The following is a 20,000-nucleotide window of genomic DNA, read 5'->3' as shown; positions in this document are numbered from 1 at the left end:
TAGCACTATAGGTGTACCGAAGATATACCGAAGGCAAAATAGGGGTGATTACATAATTTGGGCGTTTATTGGGGATCTATTTATTATATGTTCTGTTATACTTCCAGCTACATTGTTCTGTGCATAACCCGTTTACCACGACAACGCTATCAAATACAGCTATATCTACAATGGCGGTATCAGTTTTCTCTCTTGTATAGTATTTCATCATCGCCAGGGTGTCTCCCGGTTGTTTTTCCTGCATGAGAGGGCTAGTGCTGTTACAGTCAGTAACAACAACATGGTCGTCATTATAGGTTTCATAAATGGGATTTCTACAGAAACGACCCATTTATGAAAATGTTACAATCCCCTTCTCTTCATTTCCTTGCGCAATAACCCCAACTCGCGGCCCATTTGTCCGGAGATGGAAGTATTTTCCTGTGCACGGCGAATGAGATAGGGCATCACATCCTTTACAGGACCATAAGGCAGGTACTTAGACACCCGATAACCGGCATGTGCCAGGTTGAAGGTAATGTTGTCGCTCATTCCGTACAATTGGGAAAAGCTGACATGTGGGTGTTGGTGAGGTAGATCTTGTTGTTCCAGCAGCCGGGCTCCCAGCATACTGCTATCTTCATTGTGTGTGCCAATGAAAACGGCGAGTTTATCCAGGTGTTGCATGCAGAAGTCTACCGCGGCGTTGTAATCCATATCGGTAGCTGCTTTGTTCGGTTGTATGGGGGAAGGATATCCCATATCCTGCGCACGTTTGCGCTCTTTTTCCATATAGGCGCCTCTTACCAGTTTTGCACCAAACAGGTACCCCTGTTGTTGTGCCTTGTGGAAGGAGGCTTTTAAAAACTCCAGGCGATCGTGACGATACAGCTGGAAAGTATTGTAAATGATTACTTTTTCTTTGTTGAACTGTGCCATCAGCATATCGGCCATGTCATCTACCGGTTGCTGTATCCAGCTTTCTTCCGCATCAATGAGTAGTCCTTTGTTGTATTTAGCAGCAGTCGCAGCAATAGTCTGGATTCGTTTTGTCACCCTGTCAAACTCGGCTTTTTCCTCGTTGGAGAGCGTTTCGCCGGCATGCATTTTTTCCAGCAAAGAGATACGGGCAAAGCCGGTTACCTTGATGGCGATGAATGGAATGCTGGATTTGTCGCCGGCATATTCGATAGCCCGGATAAATTCCGGTACCGCATGGTCATAGTTCTCTTCCCCTTCCATGGCTTCTACGCCATAGTCAAGTGCCACGCCTACGTGGTATTTATCCAGGGATTCAGCAGTACGGGCAGCTTCTTCCAGGTTTTCACCTCCGCAGAACTGATCGAAGATGGTGGTTTTGATGATTCCCTTTACGGGTAAATGCATCTTAAAGGCTAAGGGCGTAAGGGCTGCTCCCAGCTTTACCAGCCAGGGTTTGCCTATGTTACTAAACAGAAAGTCAGCTTTTTTCAATGCTCTATCCGTTCTGGATTCAAAGGCGATGGCGGTATTCTCGAATGACAAAGGTTGCTGCTTTTCCATGGGGCGCAAAGTTAAGGTGCCGCCCAACATCCACAACGGTAGGGGTCCCCTGCTTTTGGTCAGGTTTAGATAATATCAAAACAAGTGAAGTTTTAATTAAATAAATTGATAATAAAGGATCATTTTTTATTTGATCCCAATGGGGATACGGCCTATAATTTTTTCTTTATTTTTATACCTTCATCAAAATCAATATTCCCAGTGCCTTTAAATTCAAAGTCCAGCAAGTGGCTGTATATCATTATCGTTCTTATCTTATGTGGGGCCGCCATCGGTATGTGGTATTTCAAACAGGGAAAGAAGCCTGCCCTGGCATCGTTCAGGGAGGCGCAGGTCAATTATACCGCTCATGAGGGGATCATGGGTACCCGTACCAGCCTTACATTGCCAGATAGCACTGAGATATTGCTGAATGGGAATTCGACCCTGCTGGTACCTGACAACTATGCACAAACACATGTTTTATTGCTGGATGGAGAAGCCTGGATCAGCACTAAACATGCTATTAAGCTGGTTACCAATATTCTCACTATCACCAATACCGCTCCTGTCAGTTTCAGAATTCGCTGCTTTGAGGCACAACAGGGTGCAACCGCCTACCTGGGTAGCGGTACAATACAGGTAGCTAAATCCTACCATTCAACTACTGATAACCAGGCAGAAACTTTAGGTATAGGCAATATGGTGCTGGCGAATAAAGAAATAGACCTGATGGAAAAAGAGACTTACCAGCCTGCAGAACTGGATCATTGGTTAAAAGGTGAGTTGGCCTTTTCCAAAGTACCGTTTATGAATGCAATGCATACACTGGAAGAATGGTATGGTACGGAAATTTATGTAGATGGTGATGTGTCGGGACTGCCTGTTTTAGATGGAAGTTTTCCTAATCAATCACTGGAACAGGTATTACAGTCAATGCAAAAATCAATGTCTTTTTCCTATCAGTTCAAAGGAGACAGGGTGAAATTGAAGATAAAGTAATTATTCATTAAAAACTGTTTTTAACCCATGGATGAATTCATGCACTTAGATGCGGCGCCCATCGCTTTGAAAATGGCAGTTTCCACTGGCATAGGCATGCTGGTGGGCATGGAAAGAAAATGGTCTCAAAAAGAGGCGGGTATCCGTACATTCTCTATAGTAGCCTTACTGGGTATGCTAAGTGCCGTGATCAGCGAGCAGTTTATCATTATCTCCATGATTGGCGTATTTCTGCTGGTCATTGCTATTAATGCACGGAGTCTGCTGGCGGAAAGACAGGTAGAAATCACGACTTCTGCCGCCCTTATCGTCAATTGTGTATTAGGGATCCTCGTGGGATTAGGCCATATATTCACACCTGTGGCCGGTGCGATTGTAATGACGATGCTGCTGGCCTGGAAATCAGAACTGAATAAATTTGCCGGAGGATTGCTGCCATCAGAAATCAGAAGCGCCATTTTGCTGGGATTGATCGGCTTTGTCATTTATCCTATCCTGCCTGATAAATATATTGATCGCTGGGAACTTTTTAATCCCAGTGATGCCTGGATCAGCATCATTGCCATTGCGGGTATTGGCTTTGTGAACTATGTATTTCTGCGGATCTTCAGTACTGGTGGATTGTACCTGGGTGCTGTATTCGGAGGATTGGTGAACAGTAGCGCCACCGTGGCTGAAATGAGCTCGCGGGTGCAAACATCAGGTCTTACGTCGAAAATGACGACACTCTGCATGCTGACCACCATTGCCATGTTTGCCCGTAACCTGGTGATTGCCACCTTATTTTCACCGGCTTCTTTATCGTCTACCCTGATTCCATTACTGGCCATGTCCATTGTGGCCGCTCTTTTTATATGGAGAGATAAAATCCATGAAACCAAAATTACGGAGGATACCGGTACGCTAAAACTCGCCTCCCCTATTTCATTGCCTAAGGTATTATGGTTCGGCTTATTGTTCATCCTGATCCAGGTAGGTGGCACCTTGCTGACAAGGGTATTTGGCTCTTATGGTTTACTGGCTACCGGTGTATTTGGGGGATTGGTAAGTAGCGCCAGTACGACGGCAGCAGCAGCTACCATGGCCATGCACAACAGAATCAGTCCGGCGCTGGCAGGGAACGTAGCGATCCTATCCTCACTGGCAAGTGCAGTGGTGAATCTGCCACTTGTCTGGAAAAATATTCAGGATAAAGGAGTAGTGAGAAAGCTTACGATTGAGTTGATGGTTGTGCTGGGTGTAGGTATTATATTAGTGATACTGGACAGGATTTTCCAGCTCTCAGAAATGCTTTTGAAATTATAGGTTAGTTTTCCTGCATCCAATCCTGCTGGAAGATATCAGCGAGATCATTTACCAGCGAAGGTGCGAAATCGACTACCACCGTGATTTTATTGCTCACACGGTCCTGGGTATCATAAGCCGCATATTGCAGGGTAAATCCTTTCCCCTGTAGTTTTTCAGGTATGCCGATGATGATCGCCTCTTCTCCGTAATTACCTATTTTGTACAGGATCCGGGTCCCTACTACCTGTACAAAGTACCCCGCCAGGAAGCGATCCTGTGGATTAGGATAGATGTATACGTACTGGTTATCCACCACACTGTGGATACCGGTCAGTAGTACAGGAGCCTCCCGACTAGCCGAAGAAACTGGAAATCCTCCTCTGGAACAGGTACCATAACCCACATCCAACAACTCATTTTCGTCTACGTTCTCAAAAAAGGATATCAGCTTATCAATATAAAAGGCAAGGATCATTAATATACTTGCCAGTGCGCCGAACATAATTAATTTATCCATTGAGGAAGGTTGTACTACAAACTTAATGTTGCTGACAATGTTTTTGGGGACGAACTACTAAATGGCGGACGAAAGAAGTATTTAAAAACTGACTACTAAGATATTATAAAATTATCAAGTTAAAAGATGTTTGATAAATGGTAACATAAGAGAGGAGGAACTTAGCTAAGTTCCTCTCCCACTTTCTTAAGGAGTGCTAATGTTTTTCTCACCCCTTCATCTTCGGACAATTGGTTGCCCTCGTATTCTATACCGATATGACCTGTATAACCGGCCTCTTTCACGATCTTCAGCATTTTATGATAGTCTGTTTCTACACAGTTACCATTTGCATCGAAATCATAGGTTTTGGCACTGGCGCCTTTCGCAAAGGGCATGAGCTCTGTGACCCCTTCGTAGCGGTCATATTCTTCCAGGCATTTTGTTTTTGCCCATGCTTCAGGCGTATTGGCTTCGGGTTTTGTTCTGTTCAGGCAGAAGTTGCCAAAATCAGGGAGGGTGCCGCAGTTAGGGCGGTTGATTGTTTTCATGACACCAGACAGCCATTTACCATTAGATGAGATGCCGCCATGGTTTTCTACAATTACGTTGATATTATGGGTACTTGCGAATTCTGATAATTTAGAGAGGGATTCTATCACTGCTTTGGCTACATCCTCCGGCTTACCTTCGCCGGCAGCGTTGACGCGGATGGCGTGACACCCCAGGTATTCTGCGGCTTCCACCCATTTATAATGATTCTCCACCGCCTGGTGCCTCTTCTTTGCATCCTGATCGCCCATTTCTCCTTCGCCATCACACATGATCAATACACTCCTTACACCATTGTCACTACAGCGTTTTTTCAGATCAGCCAGGTAGCCTTTATCTTTTGCTTTGTCCTTAAAGAACTGGTTTACATATTCTACTGCCTCAATGCCGAAATCTTTTTTGGCTTTCACCGGGAAGTCAAGGTGGCTCATCTGGTTCGCAAATAATGCCTTGTGGAAGGACCATTCTGCCAGGGAAATTTTGAAGAACAAAGACCTGGCTGTACCCAGCGCTTCCGCTTTGGTGGCGGCTGTGGTATCCTTTGTATCTGATTCTTTTGTTGATTGCCCATTATTACAGGCGGCCAGAATAGTTGGAACCATGCCGGCGCCCATTGTGTACAATGCCAGTTGACGAAGGAAATCCCGACGATGAGAGTGAGAGTTCATATACGTGGTTTTGATTGATGAAAGTGGATTCCGGCCCCGTTTTTGAGACCTGCTTATTCACTAACAATTTATCAAATTAACAGGACAAAAGAAAGATGACCAAAGATTATTTGTAAAAATTTCGCCGAAAGGCATACTTTTTTCGCTTTAAGTTATTATCTTTTGCCTCTCATTCCCGTTTGTCTTTATTATAGATTCCACCACGTGACACCGAAAGGTGGCTTATATGATAAAACTAGCGCCGTACTACTTACGGTAGTACGGCCTCCACGTTATTCTTCAGGGGGATGCCTATGCCACCAGCTGGCCAGCAAAGACCCCGTTACATTCATCAACGGGCCGAACACGGCCGGCGCCAACCCTACCGTCGCTATCTTACCCATACTTTTCGCTATCGCAGATGCCAGCCCTCCATTTTGCATTCCTACTTCTATTGCTATGGTACGGCAATCCTGCTCCTTCATCCGGATCAGCTTACACAACCAGTATCCCAGTCCATAACCTGATAAATTGTGTATCAGGGAACTGAGAATCAATAATAAACCTACATCCAGCAAGCTATCCCGCCCATGGGCAGTAATGATCACAATGATAAATCCAATGGCAGCCATGGAGATCTTAGGCATCACATTGTCCAGCCATTTCGCCCTGCCACTCAAAAAATGATTGAAGACCAGACCCGCTGCCACCGGCAGGATCACCATTTTAAAAATGTCCCACATCATATGAGTGACACTGATATCGATATAACTGCCTGCCAGCCAGCGCATGAGCAATGGTGTAACGAAAGGTGCCAGCATCGTGGAAATAGCCGTGAGCGTTACTGACAATGCGAGGTTCGCTTTTGCCAGATAAGAGATAACGTTCGACGCCATGCCACAAGGCACGGTGCCTATCAATACCACGCCGGCAGCGATCTCCGGGGGAAACTTAAAGAGATGCGCCAGCCCCCAGCCAATAAAAGGCATGATCGTGAAATGACAAAGTACACCTGTCAGCACACCCATAGGCATTTTGATCACACCGTAAAAATCACGGAGACTCATGGCTGTTCCCATGCCGAACATGATGATCTGTAATAAAGGTGTGATTAGTTTTGCAAGGTCGTAATCCCCAATCCGGGTAAAATATTGCGGATAGTATAGCGAAGTTGTCACAGCGGCAAAGATCATTAACGTATACACGTAGCCGCGGGTCTGTGGTTTTCTGGAAAATAATATTGCTAAAAGTACCCAAAAACCAATAATATAAGGGCCGAGATGATTCATAAGTGGATATTTATTTTTACCAGGTTCGTTTTTCTAACATTTTGTCCAGCTCCTGTCTGGTCATAGGTGCCTTACCCGCCTGCTTATGCTGCCATTCCAGAAAAGCCAGTCTGATAGCGTCTGTCCAGTTGTTGTCCAGTTCTCCGGGCGTATATTTTCCAGTCTTCAGCATCTCAAAACTAAATGCATCTTTAACCTGTATAAAGGCAGCGATACCAATTACTTTTTCTGCGAGATGAGCGGGCACGAAAATAACGCCTTCTTTGGAGGTTAATACTAAGTCACCCGGCAGTACGACTGCCTTTCCTATACGAATGGGTACATTCATACCAGACAACATTACGTTTTTCAAGAAGGATGGATCCCAGTCTCTCACCAGCGCATTAAAACCCGGAATGTCTTCCAGCCCTTCCAGATCACGCGCCGATGCATTGAAGACTACACCATTGCCGGAGCGGGCATAGATGGCATTCCCTAATGTAGAACCGATCAGTGTACCATCCGCAATTTTACCAAATCCATCAGCCACATATACATCACCTTTCGTCAATTGCTGTATGGGCCATGAATTACTATTGCCTTTCCAGCCTTTTTGTTGTCCGCGTTCTTTCAGATGTGCTTCTATATCCGGTCTGGCTGGAATAAACATGGCTGTCAGTGCTCTACCTGCAATCACGCTATCCGGATGGATCATTTTAAATCCACCTTCAAACTGGCAATGGTATCCTTCTCCTTCCAATATTGTCCATACATCATCCAGCCCTACTTCTTTTGCCTGTGCAATCACAGCATCAGGAATACGGGGACGGCCGTCCGGAAAGCGTTCTCCTTTCCAGTCGGCCGTTAAAAATATCAGTTCCTCTTTGGATATTGTCTGCGCTGCTACACGATTCATCAGCAGACAGAGTGGAATCAAAAAAAACAGTTTCATATTTTAATTTTCGGTTTGTACTGAGATACTATCCGCCAGGCCATTCAGGTCATACACGACCTTACCCGCACGAATGGTGACTTCGCAGGCGATCCTTTCTTTCCCTTCCAGTTTTACACCCATAGGATCTGCATAGCCAAACTGCCCTTTCTCTAATCTTAAAATAGCAATGTCTGCCACGGTATTTTCTGAAAGTGCACCCAGTTCTTCGTGACGAATGGCTTTTGCAGCATCATCCGTCGTTGCTTTGATCAGCGCATTAAAACTCATACCCATTGCCATGGTTTTCGACATCACATTCAGCAGGTCTTTCATGGCAGCATTCATACTGCCTGTGTGAATATCCGTGCTGATCGTATTGGGTAGGAAACCTGCTTTCATAGCAGGCATCGCGATCTTGTAGGAAAAGCTGGTGCCACCATGTCCCACATCGAAGAGGATACCTTTTTTACGTGCTGCCCAGATGTAATCAGGCACTTTTCCATTTTCATCTACGATAGGCATACGTCCTTTTACATTGGCATATACATGGGTAAAGATATCGCCGGGGCGCAGGTGCTTTTCAAACAATTCATTGAGTGGCAAAGGCGGATTACTACCCCCAAAGTCAATCATTACCGGTGTTCCCGTCATCTCTCCTGCCTGTACCGCTCTATCCACGGGTGTCCATTCCGCACCTTCAAAGTGTGCCACCTTGATCCCTACTAAGTATTTCTTATACTGGCGAATGGTCAGTGCCGTCATCTTTGCATCCATATCATTCGTATCCTGTTCATAAGGACCACCCCGCATACCACCACCTACAATATTAAGAAAGGCCAATACCCTCGTTTGCGAATGACGGATGGTCTGATCCAAAAACGTTTCAAAGCTGCGCCATCCGGAGCTACCGGCATCTACTACTGTCGTTACACCACAACGGAATGTAAAACCATCTGGTGCTACGGCACTGTAACTGTTATTTAAATACCTGTTAGGCGTGGTGCCAATGAAATTATGTGTATGAATATCAATAAGGCCCGGCGTCACGTACAATCCTTTTGCATCAATGACGGTGGCGGCTTTCGTAGCATCGATGTGTGGTGCTACCCTGGCAATGGTATCTTCTCTGAGTGCAATATCCATGACTGCATCAATATGATTGCGCGGGTCAATGACGTGCCCGTTTTTTATGAGGAGGCTGTATTGTTGTGCATGCAAAGCACTCCCAGCCAGCATGAGAAATATTAAAAACCTCATTTCTGTTACTTTAATGTTAAGACCTGTGGGGTAAAAATTAACAGGGAGCCTCAAGGCTCCCTGTGGGTGACTAAACACACTCCAATTTATCAACCATGCGTTTCCGACAAAGCTTTCTCTGTGAGCGCTTTTTTCAGCGCTGCGGCTACTATTTTTTCCTGTCCGGGTACCAGCATCCAGGTAGTAATGGCTACGGCATGCTGGGTTTCCCCATCAGCTATTTCTATGGATGGAGAACCGCTTCTTAGTTTCTCTTTTAATTCTGCTGCGGTAGCAGGAATCTTTTTGGCATCCCAGCTTACATGCAGGGTAGGCACGTGATTGGCGATAGCCGGTACTTTCACGGTAGTAGTTACACCACCTACAGAAGTTGCTGCATCGCCAATCAACTTAATCTGTGCTTCCCACATTTTCCATTCTTTGTCATGATCGGTAGCCAGATAAGTTTCCAGCGCTATCAGCATACCGAGTATTTCTTCTTTGTTTACTTTCAGACCACGGCCAATGGTATTCCCTCTTGGAGGAGCACTGAGGCGCGCTGCCTGAATGTATTTCTTTCTGCCCAGCAGCAAACCGGCACTTTGTGGGCCACGAATACCTTTACCACCTGAGAAACAAACCAGGTCATACCCCATGTTTGTATACTTCCACAGGTTTTCCACAGGAGGCACGTCTGCCGCACAATCTATCATGGTAGGGATGTTGTGTGCCTGTGCTATTTTCAGGAACTCTTCTACCTGTACCGGTCCATCAAAGTTGTTCGCATTCAGGAAATACATCAGCGCAGTCTTGTCGGTGATAGCGCTGATCAGTTCTTCTTTGGTATCTACATAAACGATCTTCAACCCTGTATTTTTCAAGGCATGTGCATAAGCGATATCATGCTTGCGCTGGATGATCACTTCTGTCTTCATACCAGTGCCTTCCAGGTGTGGCAGCTGTGCTACTTTCTTTTCATCCATGCCAGTGAGCACACCCGCAGCTCCCAGGGTCATGGCAGATGCACAACCAGAAGTGACGGTAGCATATTCACATTTCAGCAGCTCTGCAATGCGGGCACCTACTTTATCCTGTAGCTCATCGAGCAATACGAAATCTTTCGAAGCATAGTTAATGGCATTCATCACTTCAGGACGCATGAGCGATCCTGTCATAGCGGTATACGTGCCGGCCGCATTGATAAAAGTGCGGATACCTAAATCTTTGAAATAATCTTTTGCGACAGCAGGTGCTGCGGCGTCAGTTAATGGCAATATATTAGCACTGCCTGCGAAAGCCCCGAATACAGGGATCACAGACATGTTTTTCAATAAGTCTCTGCGGTTCATGAGTAGTAAAATAAAAACGTGAGGAAGAAAGTGGGATCGCTTCAATAAGCGATCCCGTAGAGAAGGGGGAACTATTTTTATAGAGATGCAATGCAGTCCATTTCTACAAGAGAGTCTCCCGGCACTCCTCCATATACAGCTACGGTAGTGCGTACCGGAGGGTTAGCGCCAAAACGGCCTCTATACACCTCATTCATGGCCTTGTAATCGCTCAGGTCATGTAGGAATACGCTTACCTTCAATACCTTGTCCATCGAAGAACCTGCCTTTTTCAACTGTGCTTCCATTTCTTTCAGCACATGATCTGTATGTGCCTTGATGTCTCCATCAAAGTGGGCGCCGATACCTGCAACGTATACGGTGTTGCCATGCACTTTGAAGCTGGAAAATAAAGGCACTTCCTGGTCATAAACTACATTTCCATTTTCTGTTTTGGCAGGCAGTGTCGCCCCGGCAGCCTTTGCTACGGCACTGATGCCGGTCATGCCAGCTGCGGCGGCAAACATTTTTTTCAATACGGATCTTCTTTGGTTTTGCATGATTTCAAAAGTTGAGAGGATTATTCTTTATCCCACCATATGCGGGTTGTCATCAGGTTTGCGCCTTGTCTGTCTATCGCTTCCTGCAGGCTTGCTGCGTTCACGCTTTCTTCTGAAGGTGGATACAGGAGACGGCGGGGAATGGTACCACCAGTAATATTGCCGGAGATATTCACTGGCGTGAGTGCAGGATATCCCAAACGGCGCCAGTTGGCATGAATCTCCTGTTCATCGAGGAACATGGATACATAGTATTCATTGCCGATCATTTCCAGCTGTTGAGCTGTGGTACCAGTAAGAGTATGTGCTGCCTGGTAAGCTGTGATTTTACTTTCAGCAATCACCCCTGCAGTGCCAAATTCTGCCCAGTTGCGCATAGAAGCACCAATGGCGGCAGAGAAAGTAGTCGCTGCATCACCGGAATACCAGCCTCTTACAGCCGCTTCTGCCAGGTAAAGATTTACTTCTGCAGCACTCATCACAATGATAGGTGCAGTATATTGTAAGATGGTTGACGGATTTGGTTCTGAATAATACACGAAGCTATCTGGTTTCAGCAGCAAGCCATTGGGCATACCGAATTGCAATGCGGTGCTGGTATCTGCCTTTCCATCCTTCCATACGATGGCGATTACATTCAGGCGCGGATCATTATTATCTTTCAGCAAATTGATAAATGTTTGGGCCAGTTTACCACCTTCTGTATTGCTCGTACCATCTGCCACCGCGTAGTCGTTGGAAAGCAGGGCAGCCGCTCTTGGATTCCTGTTCAGCGATGTACCATCTGTGTATTTCATGGTAGCAATGTCTGCATCATCCGTAATAACACCACCTGCAATTGCCTTCTGTACCCAGGTCTGTGCAGATGTTGCATCGATTTTTGACATGCGCATACCCAGGCGCAGCATCAGGGAGTAAGCAAATTTTTTCCACTTGGTTACATCTCCTTCATAGATATAATCACCTGCACCAAAAGTTGTTTTGGAGGCATCGAGCGCCTGAGCAGCTTCATCCAGTTCATTCAGCATATCGGCATAGATGTCCTTTTGTGCATCGTAACTAGGTGTAAAGTTGTTAGTCGTATATCCCTGTGCAGCTTCAGAATAAGGAATGTCGCCATAGAGATCTGTTATGCGGTGCATAATGAATACGCGCCAGATGCGAGAGATGGACAATTCATTGACTTCTGATGAGTCCAGTGCATTGATAACGGTCGCTATTTCATTTACAGCTCCGGGAAATCCAGTCGTAAAGTAATCGTAGGGATAGGTACCTTGTTGAAAATAATATTTGTCTCCTATACCCGGTACGTCTTTGTATGTAGCAAATTGCTGCATAGATCCACCGCATGCCAGTGCATCTGTGGCAAACCAGCTGTTGTTCAGCGCGTCCAGCAGAGCTTTGCTGAACATATATTCCGGTACTGCGCTGCTAGAGGCATCCGGATTCACATTCATTTCTTCAAAGCCTTTGTCACATGACTGAATCAGTAATGTAGCTGCTATTGCTGTATATATAAGAAAGTTAAATCGCATTTTCATAATTCGAGTGTGTAACATGAACAATTAGAATTTAGCCATCAGGTTCAAACCAAAACTTCTGGTGCGTGGTATACCAAACGCTTCAAAGCCCTGGGCATTACTGTTCGTGTAGCTGGATTCCGGATCAAAGTTGTCCGTATTCTTGTACAGGATGAGCAGGTTACGTGCTACGAAAGACAGGGAAGCGCTCTGTACGATCTTCAGCTTTTGCACAGGTATCTGGTAGCTCAGTACTACCTGGCGCAGTTTTACGAAGCTACCGTCGTATATGAACTGATCTGTATAATTCTTGGTATTGTCGTAGTAAAGACGCAGATTAGATACCGGGATGGTATTGGTATAAGCATTGCCATTCTGATCAACGCCACTCAGTTCCAATCCGTTTTCACGGCCTTTCAATGTCTTTTTGTGCAGACCAAAACGGGTAGCGTATACATTCATTACAGAGAATACCTTGTTACCGAATTTACCGTCTACCAGCACATCCAGTGACAAGCGTTTATAATTGAAGGTATTGCTGAAACCCATCGTCAACGGTGGTACACCATTACCTAAATTTTTCAACGCACTCTTTTGCTCGTACCCGGTAGCGCTATTGTAAATAGTTTCACCTTTCTCATTTTTCGCTGCGGAATACCCTTTGATCACACCATAGGGGCTACCTACGGAATTGTGTATAAATGCCCAGCTACCCACGCTGGTAGCCATCTGCAAGGTAGTGAGACCTGCTGCCAGTTGTTCTACTTTGCTTTGGTTGTAAGCCACATTGTAGCTCACATTCCAGGTGAAGTTTTTAGATTTTACAGGTGTACCGGTTAACAGTACTTCAATACCCTTGTTGGATAATTTACCCACATTCAGCAGTGCATTATTATAGCCGGAAGTGGTAGAGATGGCCGTAGTTACGATGTCGTTCGTCGTATGCTTGTTGTAGTAAGTGATATCAAAACCTATACGGTTATTCAGGAGCTGTGCTTCAACACCTACTTCGTAAGTAGTAGACGTGAGTGGTTTCAGGTTCGAATTGGTGACCAGGTTTGCACCGTTTGACTGTGTGATTGTTTGTACAGGTTGGCCTTCATGTCCACCCTGTACCATACTATAACTCTGGTTCAGGATGTATGGATCAGGCGTTGCACCACCCACCTGCGCCCATGAGGCGCGTACTTTGGCAAAGCTGATAGCTTTAGGCAGCTGTACCGCATCAGAAAGAATGAAGCTGCTACCTACAGCAGGATAAAAGATGTGATTATTCTGAGGACTTAATGTAGAAAACCAGTCTTCACGGCCGCTGAAGTTCAGGAACAGGACAGATTTATAATCCAGGTCTACCGCACCGAAAATAGAGTTAGTCGCTACATTGTTTCTTGTGGGCGTAGTTGTGACTGTACTCAGGTTGGTATAGCTGTAGAAGAATGGAATAATGAACTGTGTACCAGTAATGGCTGTTTGATTTGATTTGTATCTGCGTGAATTTCCACCTGCAAGTACGTTCAGCCCGATTGTACCGGCGAGTTTGGTATTGTAGTTCGCCGTCAGCATAGAGTTGGTTTCTGATACTGCATTTCTTATGCCGCTGTATTCACCTGCAGCACCTGTAGTATATACTGTACCAGTTGGAATGATACCTACATAGTCATAGTTAAAGAAATCGCGGCTGATATTTCCTTTTACATACAGGTTCTTGAGGATGTCGTATTTCACACTTGCCTGACCAATGAAACGGTTTTTGGTATCATTGTTTTTGAAGCGGTTCACTACGAAATAAGGGTTGGAAGCGTACGCAGTTTCGTTCCATTGTATTTCACGACCATTTGCATCATAACCGGGATCCAGGGAGCGGATGTCCACTGTATTCGCGATCATATACACGCCCCAGTTGGGGTTGCCGGTAGCATCCCCGGAACTGGAGCGGTTTGTGGCATTCTCAACATTATATTGCGCTATTGCTTCGATGCTGATCTTTTTACCCAGGACAGCGTTCAGGTTCAGGTTCGCAATTTTCTTGTCGAACTTTGAATTGGGAACGATGCTTTTGCTGTTGGTATTGGAGAGCGAGAAGCGGAAGTTCAGTGCTTCATTACCACCGTTAAAAGCCACGGTGTTTGTATAGGTAGAACCTGTACGGTAGAAATTCTGGATATTGTTCTTTTGTGGAGAGTATGGATGTTCTTTACCATCGAATGCGATATAATTCTGACCATCCATCTTAGCCCCCCAGCTGCGACGGCCCCAGGTTACTGCCTGTGACTGTGAAGAAGGTTTTACACCACCATCACCCTGGCCATATTCATATTGCCAGTCAGTAAATACAACAGGTGTTTCTGCGGTGAAGGTAGAATTGTAATCTACCCCAACCCCCTTTCGGGCACGTCCTTTTTTGGTAGTGATGAGAATCACACCATTTGCTGCGCGGGAGCCATAGAGTGCAGCAGCAGTACCGCCCTTCAATACGCTAATGGTTTCGATATCATCAGGGTTGATACCACCAATACCATCACCACGGTCTACGTTCTGACCACCACCACCGGTAGTAGGGCTTCCGCCTGGTGTAGTGTTATCGATTGGCATACCGTTTACAACATAGAGTGGTTGGTTATCCCCATTCAATGAGGTGTTCCCACGAATGATCACACGGCTGGAACCGCCGGGGCCACTGGCCAGGCTAGTAGCGTTCACACCTGCAATTTTACCGGTAAGTGCATTGGCAACGTTCACCTCGCGGGCCTGTGTGAAGTCACTACCCTTTACTTCGGTCACTGCATATGCCAGTGCTTTTTTATCTTTTTTGATACCCAATGCAGTCACTACTACTTCGGAGAGTGCTTTGTTGGATTCAGCGAGTGTTACACTTACCAGGTCAGCAGCGCTGTTGACAGTGATCTCCTGTTTATCAAAACCAATGGATGACACTACCAATACTACAGGAAGTGTAGCATCTTTTAAATTAAGTTCGAAATCTCCTTTATCGTTGGCAACAGTTACGAGAGCGGAATTACCTTTTACAGAGATGGTAGCACCTGGTACCGGCGCGCCATCGGGGCCGGTAATTTTCCCTTTCAGTTTATCGGCAAAAAGTGCGTTGTAGTTGAGAATAGTCGTATTTACGTCCCTTGTATAAATAGAATACTGTGTTTTGTTGACACGGCTATAGGCAAGCGCGAAATCAGACAGTAACAGTTTTAAGGCAGCTTCTGCCTCCATTGTTTCTGCTTTGTCTACGACATCAGCGGGCACCATTTTACCATCCAGCAGTCCTTCTCTGTATGCGAAACGGATATTTTGCAGCTTTTTCAGCCTTATCAGTGCATCCTTCAGTGACATTGTTCCTGCCTTGTGGTATGGGATATTGTCTGTCTGCCTCATGGAAGCATACATCGCGGGCGTCTGTGCGCTGACAGGTGCAGCAATACCTGGTAGCAGGGCACAGGAAAGCAGCCCCAAAATGAGATTTTGGTTTAAAATGTTCATTAGTTTTTTTTTACGTGTACTGTTTATACGCGCTTCCTCCGCGTACTCCCTTTTACTTTCCTGATGTGATGACCAGTTCCTTTTTGGATGGCTGATCGATTGTTACGTTTAGCGTAGTGGTAATTACGGTTAAGAGTTCTTCAACATTCGTTACGTTAATATCTCCTTCAATCTTTAACTTCCTGAGTGAGGCATCAGCTACTTTCACGGTATAGCCATAGTTATCCTGCAGTGTTTCTATGATCTCACCTAAAGTGGCGTCTGTAAACGTAAGCTGTATCTCGGTCCAGCGCTTTATCTTCTCGGGCTTATCTAACTTTCTTGTTACTAGTAATTTATTGTCTGCGTATTCCACATAGTCTCCAGGCAACATGACGAGCGAGCGATCCTTATTATAATCTACTTTGATCTTACCTGTGATCAATCCAACTTTGGTTTTACCATGACGGCTTCTGACATTGAACGATGTACCCAGTACTTCTATACTAATGCCATTGCTATGTACTATAAATTGCTGGCCGGGGCCTGTTCTGTTGATATGTTTTACATCAAAATAGGCTTCCCCATCAATCCATACTTCTCTTGGTTTAGTGTCACTCCATTCTTCATTGAATGATATAGCAGAAGATGCATTGAGTGTTACGGTACTATGGTCTGGCAATGTCACTGTTCTCATTTCTCCATAACCAGTTGCTATCTGCTCCATATGCGTCCGGAAGTAATGGTTCACTATCATATACCCCCCGGCAGTCACTACCAGGGCTACTGCTGCTGCACGCACCCAGTTGTTTAACCAACGCAGGCGGGCAGGGCGGGCACCCTGACGTTCTATAGTCGCAGTGATCCTTTCGAGTACACGGGCTTTGCTATCTTTATTGTCCCAGAACTCCTGTGACCGGTAGGAACGAATCACATTTACAGCAAACTCAAAGTTGGCTGCTGCTACAGGATATTGTACAGGGAATTCGCTCCAGAATTGTGCTGTTACAGGGTCTTGTTCTTTGCCTGAAACCCATTTGATAAAAGCATCATCGTCCAAAAAATCCTGTAGTGAATACGCTAAATATTTATCATTGTTCATCACGCTATCCCCTGTTTATTGGTATTATACATGACATATTGAAAATTATCCCTCCAAAACCGGATTTTTTTTTGAAATATTTTTCAGCAGGAAGAAAAGGCCGCATAAAAGCAGCCAGGTTTGTTTGTTGGAGGCCTTTTGCAGGTTATCGAGGGCTTTATATAATAATTTATAGGTAGAACTCATATTGATGTCCATGATCGTGGAGATTTCTTCGTAGGACATGCCTTCATAAAATCGCAGGAAGATGATCTCCTGTTGTCTGGCAGGGAGGGTATTAACCAGGTCTATCACCTGCTTACGCAGTTCCTGCTCCTCCTGCCGGAAAGATGCATCAGGAATAAAGTTGACAGTAAAGCCAGTCCCTTCCCCATCCAGTTCCACGAATTTAGAAAGGGACTGGATCTTACGGAATAAGGTAGAACGGAATGCTTTGTACAGGTAATTTTTTACAGATACAGGTTGACCCAGTCGCTGGCGGGTAGTCCATATTCTCACAAAGAGATCGTGCACTACATCGTGGATGAGGTCTTCATCCCGCGTAAACTTACGGCCGTAGTTGTTCAATAGTTCGTAGAACTCTCCATAAAGAGCGGTGAAGGCATCCCAGTCCCCCTGTTTAAACGCATTCCACCATAACACATGACTCTCCGATTGCATAGACAGTTGATTTTGGAAGACGCCTAATAATACAAAAAACTGGTCAAATCTTCACGATAATATTTCGCTTGTACATGATCCAAACGGGTATGAGCATGAGTAGTACCAATGTGATAGCTGCTGCCAGTGAGGCATTGAGCGGCGATAAGAATGGCATGAACAGGGAGGATGGTATACTGTGTATTCTTGGTACCAGTCCGGACAGTACATATGCCGTAATGGCGTTCCGGCCAAATGCTACAAATGGCGGTGTAATGCTTTTATATCCCTGTACATCTATGAGCCAATAGCAAAGCGCCAATCCCATACTAGCCAGCCCTGCTGTAAATAATACGAATGAACTGGTCCACAATTGTTTGTTGATCGGGAAAAAGCCATCCCATACCAGCCCTGCCAATACTGACAGGAAACCTGCTGTAAATAACCAGGCGACCTTATCTGCTTCAGGCTTATCTTTTCTTCTGACCCAATCACCCACCATAATCCCCAATAAACCAGTACCAATCGCAGGTAATGTGCTTAAGAGTCCTTCTGGGTCCCAGGTGCGGGATTGCTTCCAGAGATGATCAGGGGTGAGGATCAATCTGTCCAGCCAGGCACCTAAGTTAGTTTCCGGTTCCAGATTGGGATACCCCACACCCGGTACAGGCACAAGGGTCATAAGCAGGTAATAGCCTACCAACAGCCCGCCACAGACCCATATCCTGGTTTTGCTGCTGGTTTTCAGATATAATAATGATATGATGAGGTAAACTACCGCAATCCTGGCCAATACACCCGGTATACGGACGTGTGCGAAGTCGAACTTAGGGATTAATCCAAAAGCCAGTCCAATGCCAAATATGATGGCCGCACGGCGAAATATGTGGAGGATGAGTGATTTATGTAGGGTAGGGTCTTCTCTCCTGCTGCTCAGGGCAAACGATACTGCTACGCCCACCATAAAGAGGAAGAACGGGAATACCAGGTCTGTAGGCGTGCAGCCATTCCATTTTGAGTGCTCCAGAGGGGCGTAGATATGGGCCCAGTCACCGGGATTGTTTACGAGGATCATTCCGGCTACGGTAACGCCGCGAAAAAAGTCTAGGGAAAGTAAGCGCTGTTTCATTGAATGAAAAATATAAAAAAAAAGGGAATCATTATAATGATTCCCTTTCTCATTTATTCTTTCTGTGCTATTTGCATTTTGACGAGGGTCGCCCTGTCATAAAACACCAGCTTAGTTATTTTCAATGATTTTTCGTCTTCAAATTGAATATCCACCTGGTAATAATCCGGGAATTTATCCTTCGGCGCGTAATACCGGCACCTGAAAAACACCGTACTATCTGTCTTCATGGCCGTTACAGCAGGTATGGTCATTTCTGCCACATCCCGGATACTTTCTGCCGCACCTTTCATGTTCGACTTTAGGAGATTGTCGTATTTTACTTTGGTCTGGTCCAGTAATTTTGCCGCTTTATCGGGTTTTCCATCCTGGACATACTCCATAAAGTTTATAGCAACTTCCCGCTGATCTAAATTTCCTATGTTCTGGGCTAAAGCGGGTTGCAATGCCAACAGGCATAGCACCATAACGAGTAAATAGTTGTTTTGCATACGAAGGGGGAATAAAATGATGGTTGAATTTGAATACGACTCTCTGGATTAGACAGCCCTTGCTCTGACAGGTTTAAATTTATCCACACTTTTGTTATCCCTAATTTAACGAATTAACCCCATAAAATGAACGAGCTGGAAATACGAGCAACTCAGACAAAGGACCATGGCGATGCTACCAGAAGAAAAATTATATAAATAGGGGTATTTGTTCTATTCAGTTGTCTACCTTTAGACGCAAATGACCATTGGGTAATAGAATTTGTGAAAGAAAAATTATCAGATAGCCATACAATTGAGCAATACTTCTTCGAGTATTTCGAGGATCTGCATCGGTATGCCTATACCTTGCTGAAGGATAATGAGGAAGCGAGAGACGTGGTACAACAGGTATTCATGCACCTATGGGAGAAAAAGGAAACGTTATCTATTAAGCAGTCAGCACGGGCTTACCTCTATACCGCTACGCACAATCACTGCCTGAACAGGATTAAAAGCCTTCAAACCCGGCAGCGGCATTATAAAAGCTTTGCCACCGGGCAGGAACATGCTACCTGGAACAATGAAGAGCAGGTATCCGTCCGGGCCCTTAAAAAAGAAGTTTTGTCAGCTATGGAATCATTGCCGGATAAGTGCAGGGAAGTATTCTATAAAAGCAGATTTGAGGAGAAAACTTACCCAGAGATCGCGAAAGAGCTTGATATCTCCGTTAAAACAGTTGAAGCTCACATGGGTAAGGCCCTCCATACTTTACGTACAAAATTATCAGACAAAACGTATTTCTGGCTATTGATCTCGTTTCGTTTATTGACTGAAATTCAAAAATTCTTCCACTGAT

At 45.2% G+C, this 20,000-nt stretch carries 18 protein-coding genes; 3 read left to right on the top strand and 15 right to left on the bottom strand.

All coding sequences use genetic code 11. The features are described 5' to 3' along the window. Window positions 1-76: 76 nt before the first annotated feature. Together QQL36_RS15270 and QQL36_RS15265 are read right to left on the bottom strand one after the other, a co-directional pair. Window positions 77-331, bottom strand: a complete 255-nt coding sequence (locus tag QQL36_RS15270; RefSeq protein WP_321570175.1) for a hypothetical protein — start codon at window positions 329-331, stop codon at window positions 77-79. An 11-nt stretch (window positions 332-342) separates the two neighbouring features. Continuing rightward, window positions 343-1,521 carry a proline dehydrogenase family protein gene (locus QQL36_RS15265; protein ID WP_083720422.1) on the bottom strand — a complete coding sequence of 393 codons (1,179 nt, stop codon included), beginning with the start codon at window positions 1,519-1,521 and terminating at the stop codon, window positions 343-345. 201 nt (window positions 1,522-1,722) lie between these two features. Here QQL36_RS15265 and QQL36_RS15260 point away from each other — a divergent pair, with 201 nt between their 5' ends. Together QQL36_RS15260 and QQL36_RS15255 are read left to right on the top strand one after the other, a co-directional pair. After that, complete coding sequence (locus tag QQL36_RS15260; RefSeq protein ID WP_321570174.1) at window positions 1,723-2,502, top strand: FecR domain-containing protein; 780 nt, start codon at window positions 1,723-1,725, stop codon at window positions 2,500-2,502. A 27-nt stretch (window positions 2,503-2,529) separates the two neighbouring features. Further along, window positions 2,530-3,807 (top strand): MgtC/SapB family protein, encoded by a 1,278-nt coding sequence (locus tag QQL36_RS15255; RefSeq protein WP_083720424.1) that lies wholly within the window; start codon window positions 2,530-2,532, stop codon window positions 3,805-3,807. 1 nt (window position 3,808) lies between these two features. On the opposite strand, the gene QQL36_RS15250 is transcribed toward QQL36_RS15255, so the two are convergent. The 13 genes from QQL36_RS15250 to QQL36_RS15190 all read right to left on the bottom strand — a co-directional run bounded on the left by QQL36_RS15250 (window position 3,809) and on the right by QQL36_RS15190 (window position 19,162). Then, window positions 3,809-4,306: a hypothetical protein gene (locus QQL36_RS15250; protein WP_083720425.1), complete on the bottom strand. Its 498-nt coding sequence runs from the start codon at window positions 4,304-4,306 to the stop codon at window positions 3,809-3,811. 161 nt (window positions 4,307-4,467) lie between these two features. After that, entirely contained in the window at window positions 4,468-5,505 is a 1,038-nt protein-coding gene (locus tag QQL36_RS15245) for a sugar phosphate isomerase/epimerase family protein (protein WP_321570173.1), read from the bottom strand. A gap of 272 nt (window positions 5,506-5,777) precedes the next feature. Continuing rightward, complete coding sequence (locus QQL36_RS15240) at window positions 5,778-6,773, bottom strand: bile acid:sodium symporter family protein (protein WP_083720427.1); 996 nt, start codon at window positions 6,771-6,773, stop codon at window positions 5,778-5,780. A gap of 16 nt (window positions 6,774-6,789) precedes the next feature. Then, on the bottom strand, window positions 6,790-7,704 hold the full coding sequence (locus QQL36_RS15235) for an RraA family protein (RefSeq protein WP_083720428.1): 915 nt from the start codon (window positions 7,702-7,704) through the stop codon (window positions 6,790-6,792). A 3-nt stretch (window positions 7,705-7,707) separates the two neighbouring features. After that, on the bottom strand, window positions 7,708-8,943 hold the full coding sequence (locus QQL36_RS15230) for an amidohydrolase/deacetylase family metallohydrolase (protein ID WP_083720429.1): 1,236 nt from the start codon (window positions 8,941-8,943) through the stop codon (window positions 7,708-7,710). Window positions 8,944-9,032: 89 nt separating this feature from the next. Further along, complete coding sequence (locus QQL36_RS15225) at window positions 9,033-10,271, bottom strand: aminotransferase class V-fold PLP-dependent enzyme (protein WP_083720430.1); 1,239 nt, start codon at window positions 10,269-10,271, stop codon at window positions 9,033-9,035. A 77-nt stretch (window positions 10,272-10,348) separates the two neighbouring features. After that, a complete protein-coding gene (locus QQL36_RS15220) occupies window positions 10,349-10,810 on the bottom strand; it encodes a RidA family protein (protein ID WP_321570172.1) in 462 nt (153 codons plus the stop codon). A 20-nt stretch (window positions 10,811-10,830) separates the two neighbouring features. Beyond that, complete coding sequence (locus tag QQL36_RS15215) at window positions 10,831-12,351, bottom strand: SusD/RagB family nutrient-binding outer membrane lipoprotein (RefSeq protein WP_321570171.1); 1,521 nt, start codon at window positions 12,349-12,351, stop codon at window positions 10,831-10,833. Window positions 12,352-12,375: 24 nt separating this feature from the next. Then, window positions 12,376-15,822 carry a SusC/RagA family TonB-linked outer membrane protein gene (locus QQL36_RS15210; RefSeq protein ID WP_321570170.1) on the bottom strand — a complete coding sequence of 1,149 codons (3,447 nt, stop codon included), beginning with the start codon at window positions 15,820-15,822 and terminating at the stop codon, window positions 12,376-12,378. A 52-nt stretch (window positions 15,823-15,874) separates the two neighbouring features. Beyond that, window positions 15,875-16,903 (bottom strand): FecR family protein, encoded by a 1,029-nt coding sequence (locus QQL36_RS15205; protein ID WP_321570551.1) that lies wholly within the window; start codon window positions 16,901-16,903, stop codon window positions 15,875-15,877. 45 nt (window positions 16,904-16,948) lie between these two features. Then, window positions 16,949-17,563, bottom strand: a complete 615-nt coding sequence (locus QQL36_RS15200; protein ID WP_083720435.1) for an RNA polymerase sigma factor — start codon at window positions 17,561-17,563, stop codon at window positions 16,949-16,951. 43 nt (window positions 17,564-17,606) lie between these two features. Then, a complete protein-coding gene (locus QQL36_RS15195; protein ID WP_083720436.1) occupies window positions 17,607-18,671 on the bottom strand; it encodes an acyltransferase family protein in 1,065 nt (354 codons plus the stop codon). A 53-nt stretch (window positions 18,672-18,724) separates the two neighbouring features. Then, on the bottom strand, window positions 18,725-19,162 hold the full coding sequence (locus QQL36_RS15190; RefSeq protein ID WP_083720437.1) for a hypothetical protein: 438 nt from the start codon (window positions 19,160-19,162) through the stop codon (window positions 18,725-18,727). Window positions 19,163-19,426: 264 nt separating this feature from the next. Between QQL36_RS15190 and QQL36_RS15185 the strand changes: the two genes are divergently transcribed. Continuing rightward, on the top strand, window positions 19,427-19,999 hold the full coding sequence (locus tag QQL36_RS15185; protein ID WP_321570169.1) for an RNA polymerase sigma-70 factor: 573 nt from the start codon (window positions 19,427-19,429) through the stop codon (window positions 19,997-19,999). The last annotated feature ends 1 nt before the right edge of the window (window position 20,000 follow it).

Origin of the sequence: Chitinophaga sp. LS1, assembly GCF_034274695.1 — a bacterium.
Lineage (GTDB): Bacteria > Bacteroidota > Bacteroidia > Chitinophagales > Chitinophagaceae > Chitinophaga.
Note: the sequence above shows the minus strand (reverse complement) of the source record. Positions and strands in the feature narration are given on the sequence as shown.

Bases quoted from the DNA above. Each gene is read 5' to 3' on its own strand.
- QQL36_RS15200 (WP_083720435.1), bottom strand. From the start codon at position 17,563: ATGCAATCGGAGAGTCATGTGTTATGGTGGAATGCGTTTAAACAGGGG.
- QQL36_RS15225 (WP_083720430.1), bottom strand. From the start codon at position 10,271: ATGAACCGCAGAGACTTATTGAAAAACATGTCTGTGATCCCTGTATTC.
- QQL36_RS15265 (WP_083720422.1), bottom strand. From the start codon at position 1,521: ATGGAAAAGCAGCAACCTTTGTCATTCGAGAATACCGCCATCGCCTTT.
- QQL36_RS15195 (WP_083720436.1), bottom strand. From the start codon at position 18,671: ATGAAACAGCGCTTACTTTCCCTAGACTTTTTTCGCGGCGTTACCGTA.
- QQL36_RS15245 (WP_321570173.1), bottom strand. From the start codon at position 5,505: ATGAACTCTCACTCTCATCGTCGGGATTTCCTTCGTCAACTGGCATTG.
- QQL36_RS15235 (WP_083720428.1), bottom strand. From the start codon at position 7,704: ATGAAACTGTTTTTTTTGATTCCACTCTGTCTGCTGATGAATCGTGTA.
- QQL36_RS15240 (WP_083720427.1), bottom strand. From the start codon at position 6,773: ATGAATCATCTCGGCCCTTATATTATTGGTTTTTGGGTACTTTTAGCA.
- QQL36_RS15205 (WP_321570551.1), bottom strand. From the start codon at position 16,903: ATGAACAATGATAAATATTTAGCGTATTCACTACAGGATTTTTTGGAC.
- QQL36_RS15230 (WP_083720429.1), bottom strand. From the start codon at position 8,943: ATGAGGTTTTTAATATTTCTCATGCTGGCTGGGAGTGCTTTGCATGCA.
- QQL36_RS15270 (WP_321570175.1), bottom strand. From the start codon at position 331: ATGGGTCGTTTCTGTAGAAATCCCATTTATGAAACCTATAATGACGAC.
- QQL36_RS15190 (WP_083720437.1), bottom strand. From the start codon at position 19,162: ATGCAAAACAACTATTTACTCGTTATGGTGCTATGCCTGTTGGCATTG.
- QQL36_RS15215 (WP_321570171.1), bottom strand. From the start codon at position 12,351: ATGAAAATGCGATTTAACTTTCTTATATATACAGCAATAGCAGCTACA.
- QQL36_RS15255 (WP_083720424.1), top strand. From the start codon at position 2,530: ATGGATGAATTCATGCACTTAGATGCGGCGCCCATCGCTTTGAAAATG.
- QQL36_RS15210 (WP_321570170.1), bottom strand. From the start codon at position 15,822: ATGAACATTTTAAACCAAAATCTCATTTTGGGGCTGCTTTCCTGTGCC.
- QQL36_RS15250 (WP_083720425.1), bottom strand. From the start codon at position 4,306: ATGGATAAATTAATTATGTTCGGCGCACTGGCAAGTATATTAATGATC.
- QQL36_RS15220 (WP_321570172.1), bottom strand. From the start codon at position 10,810: ATGCAAAACCAAAGAAGATCCGTATTGAAAAAAATGTTTGCCGCCGCA.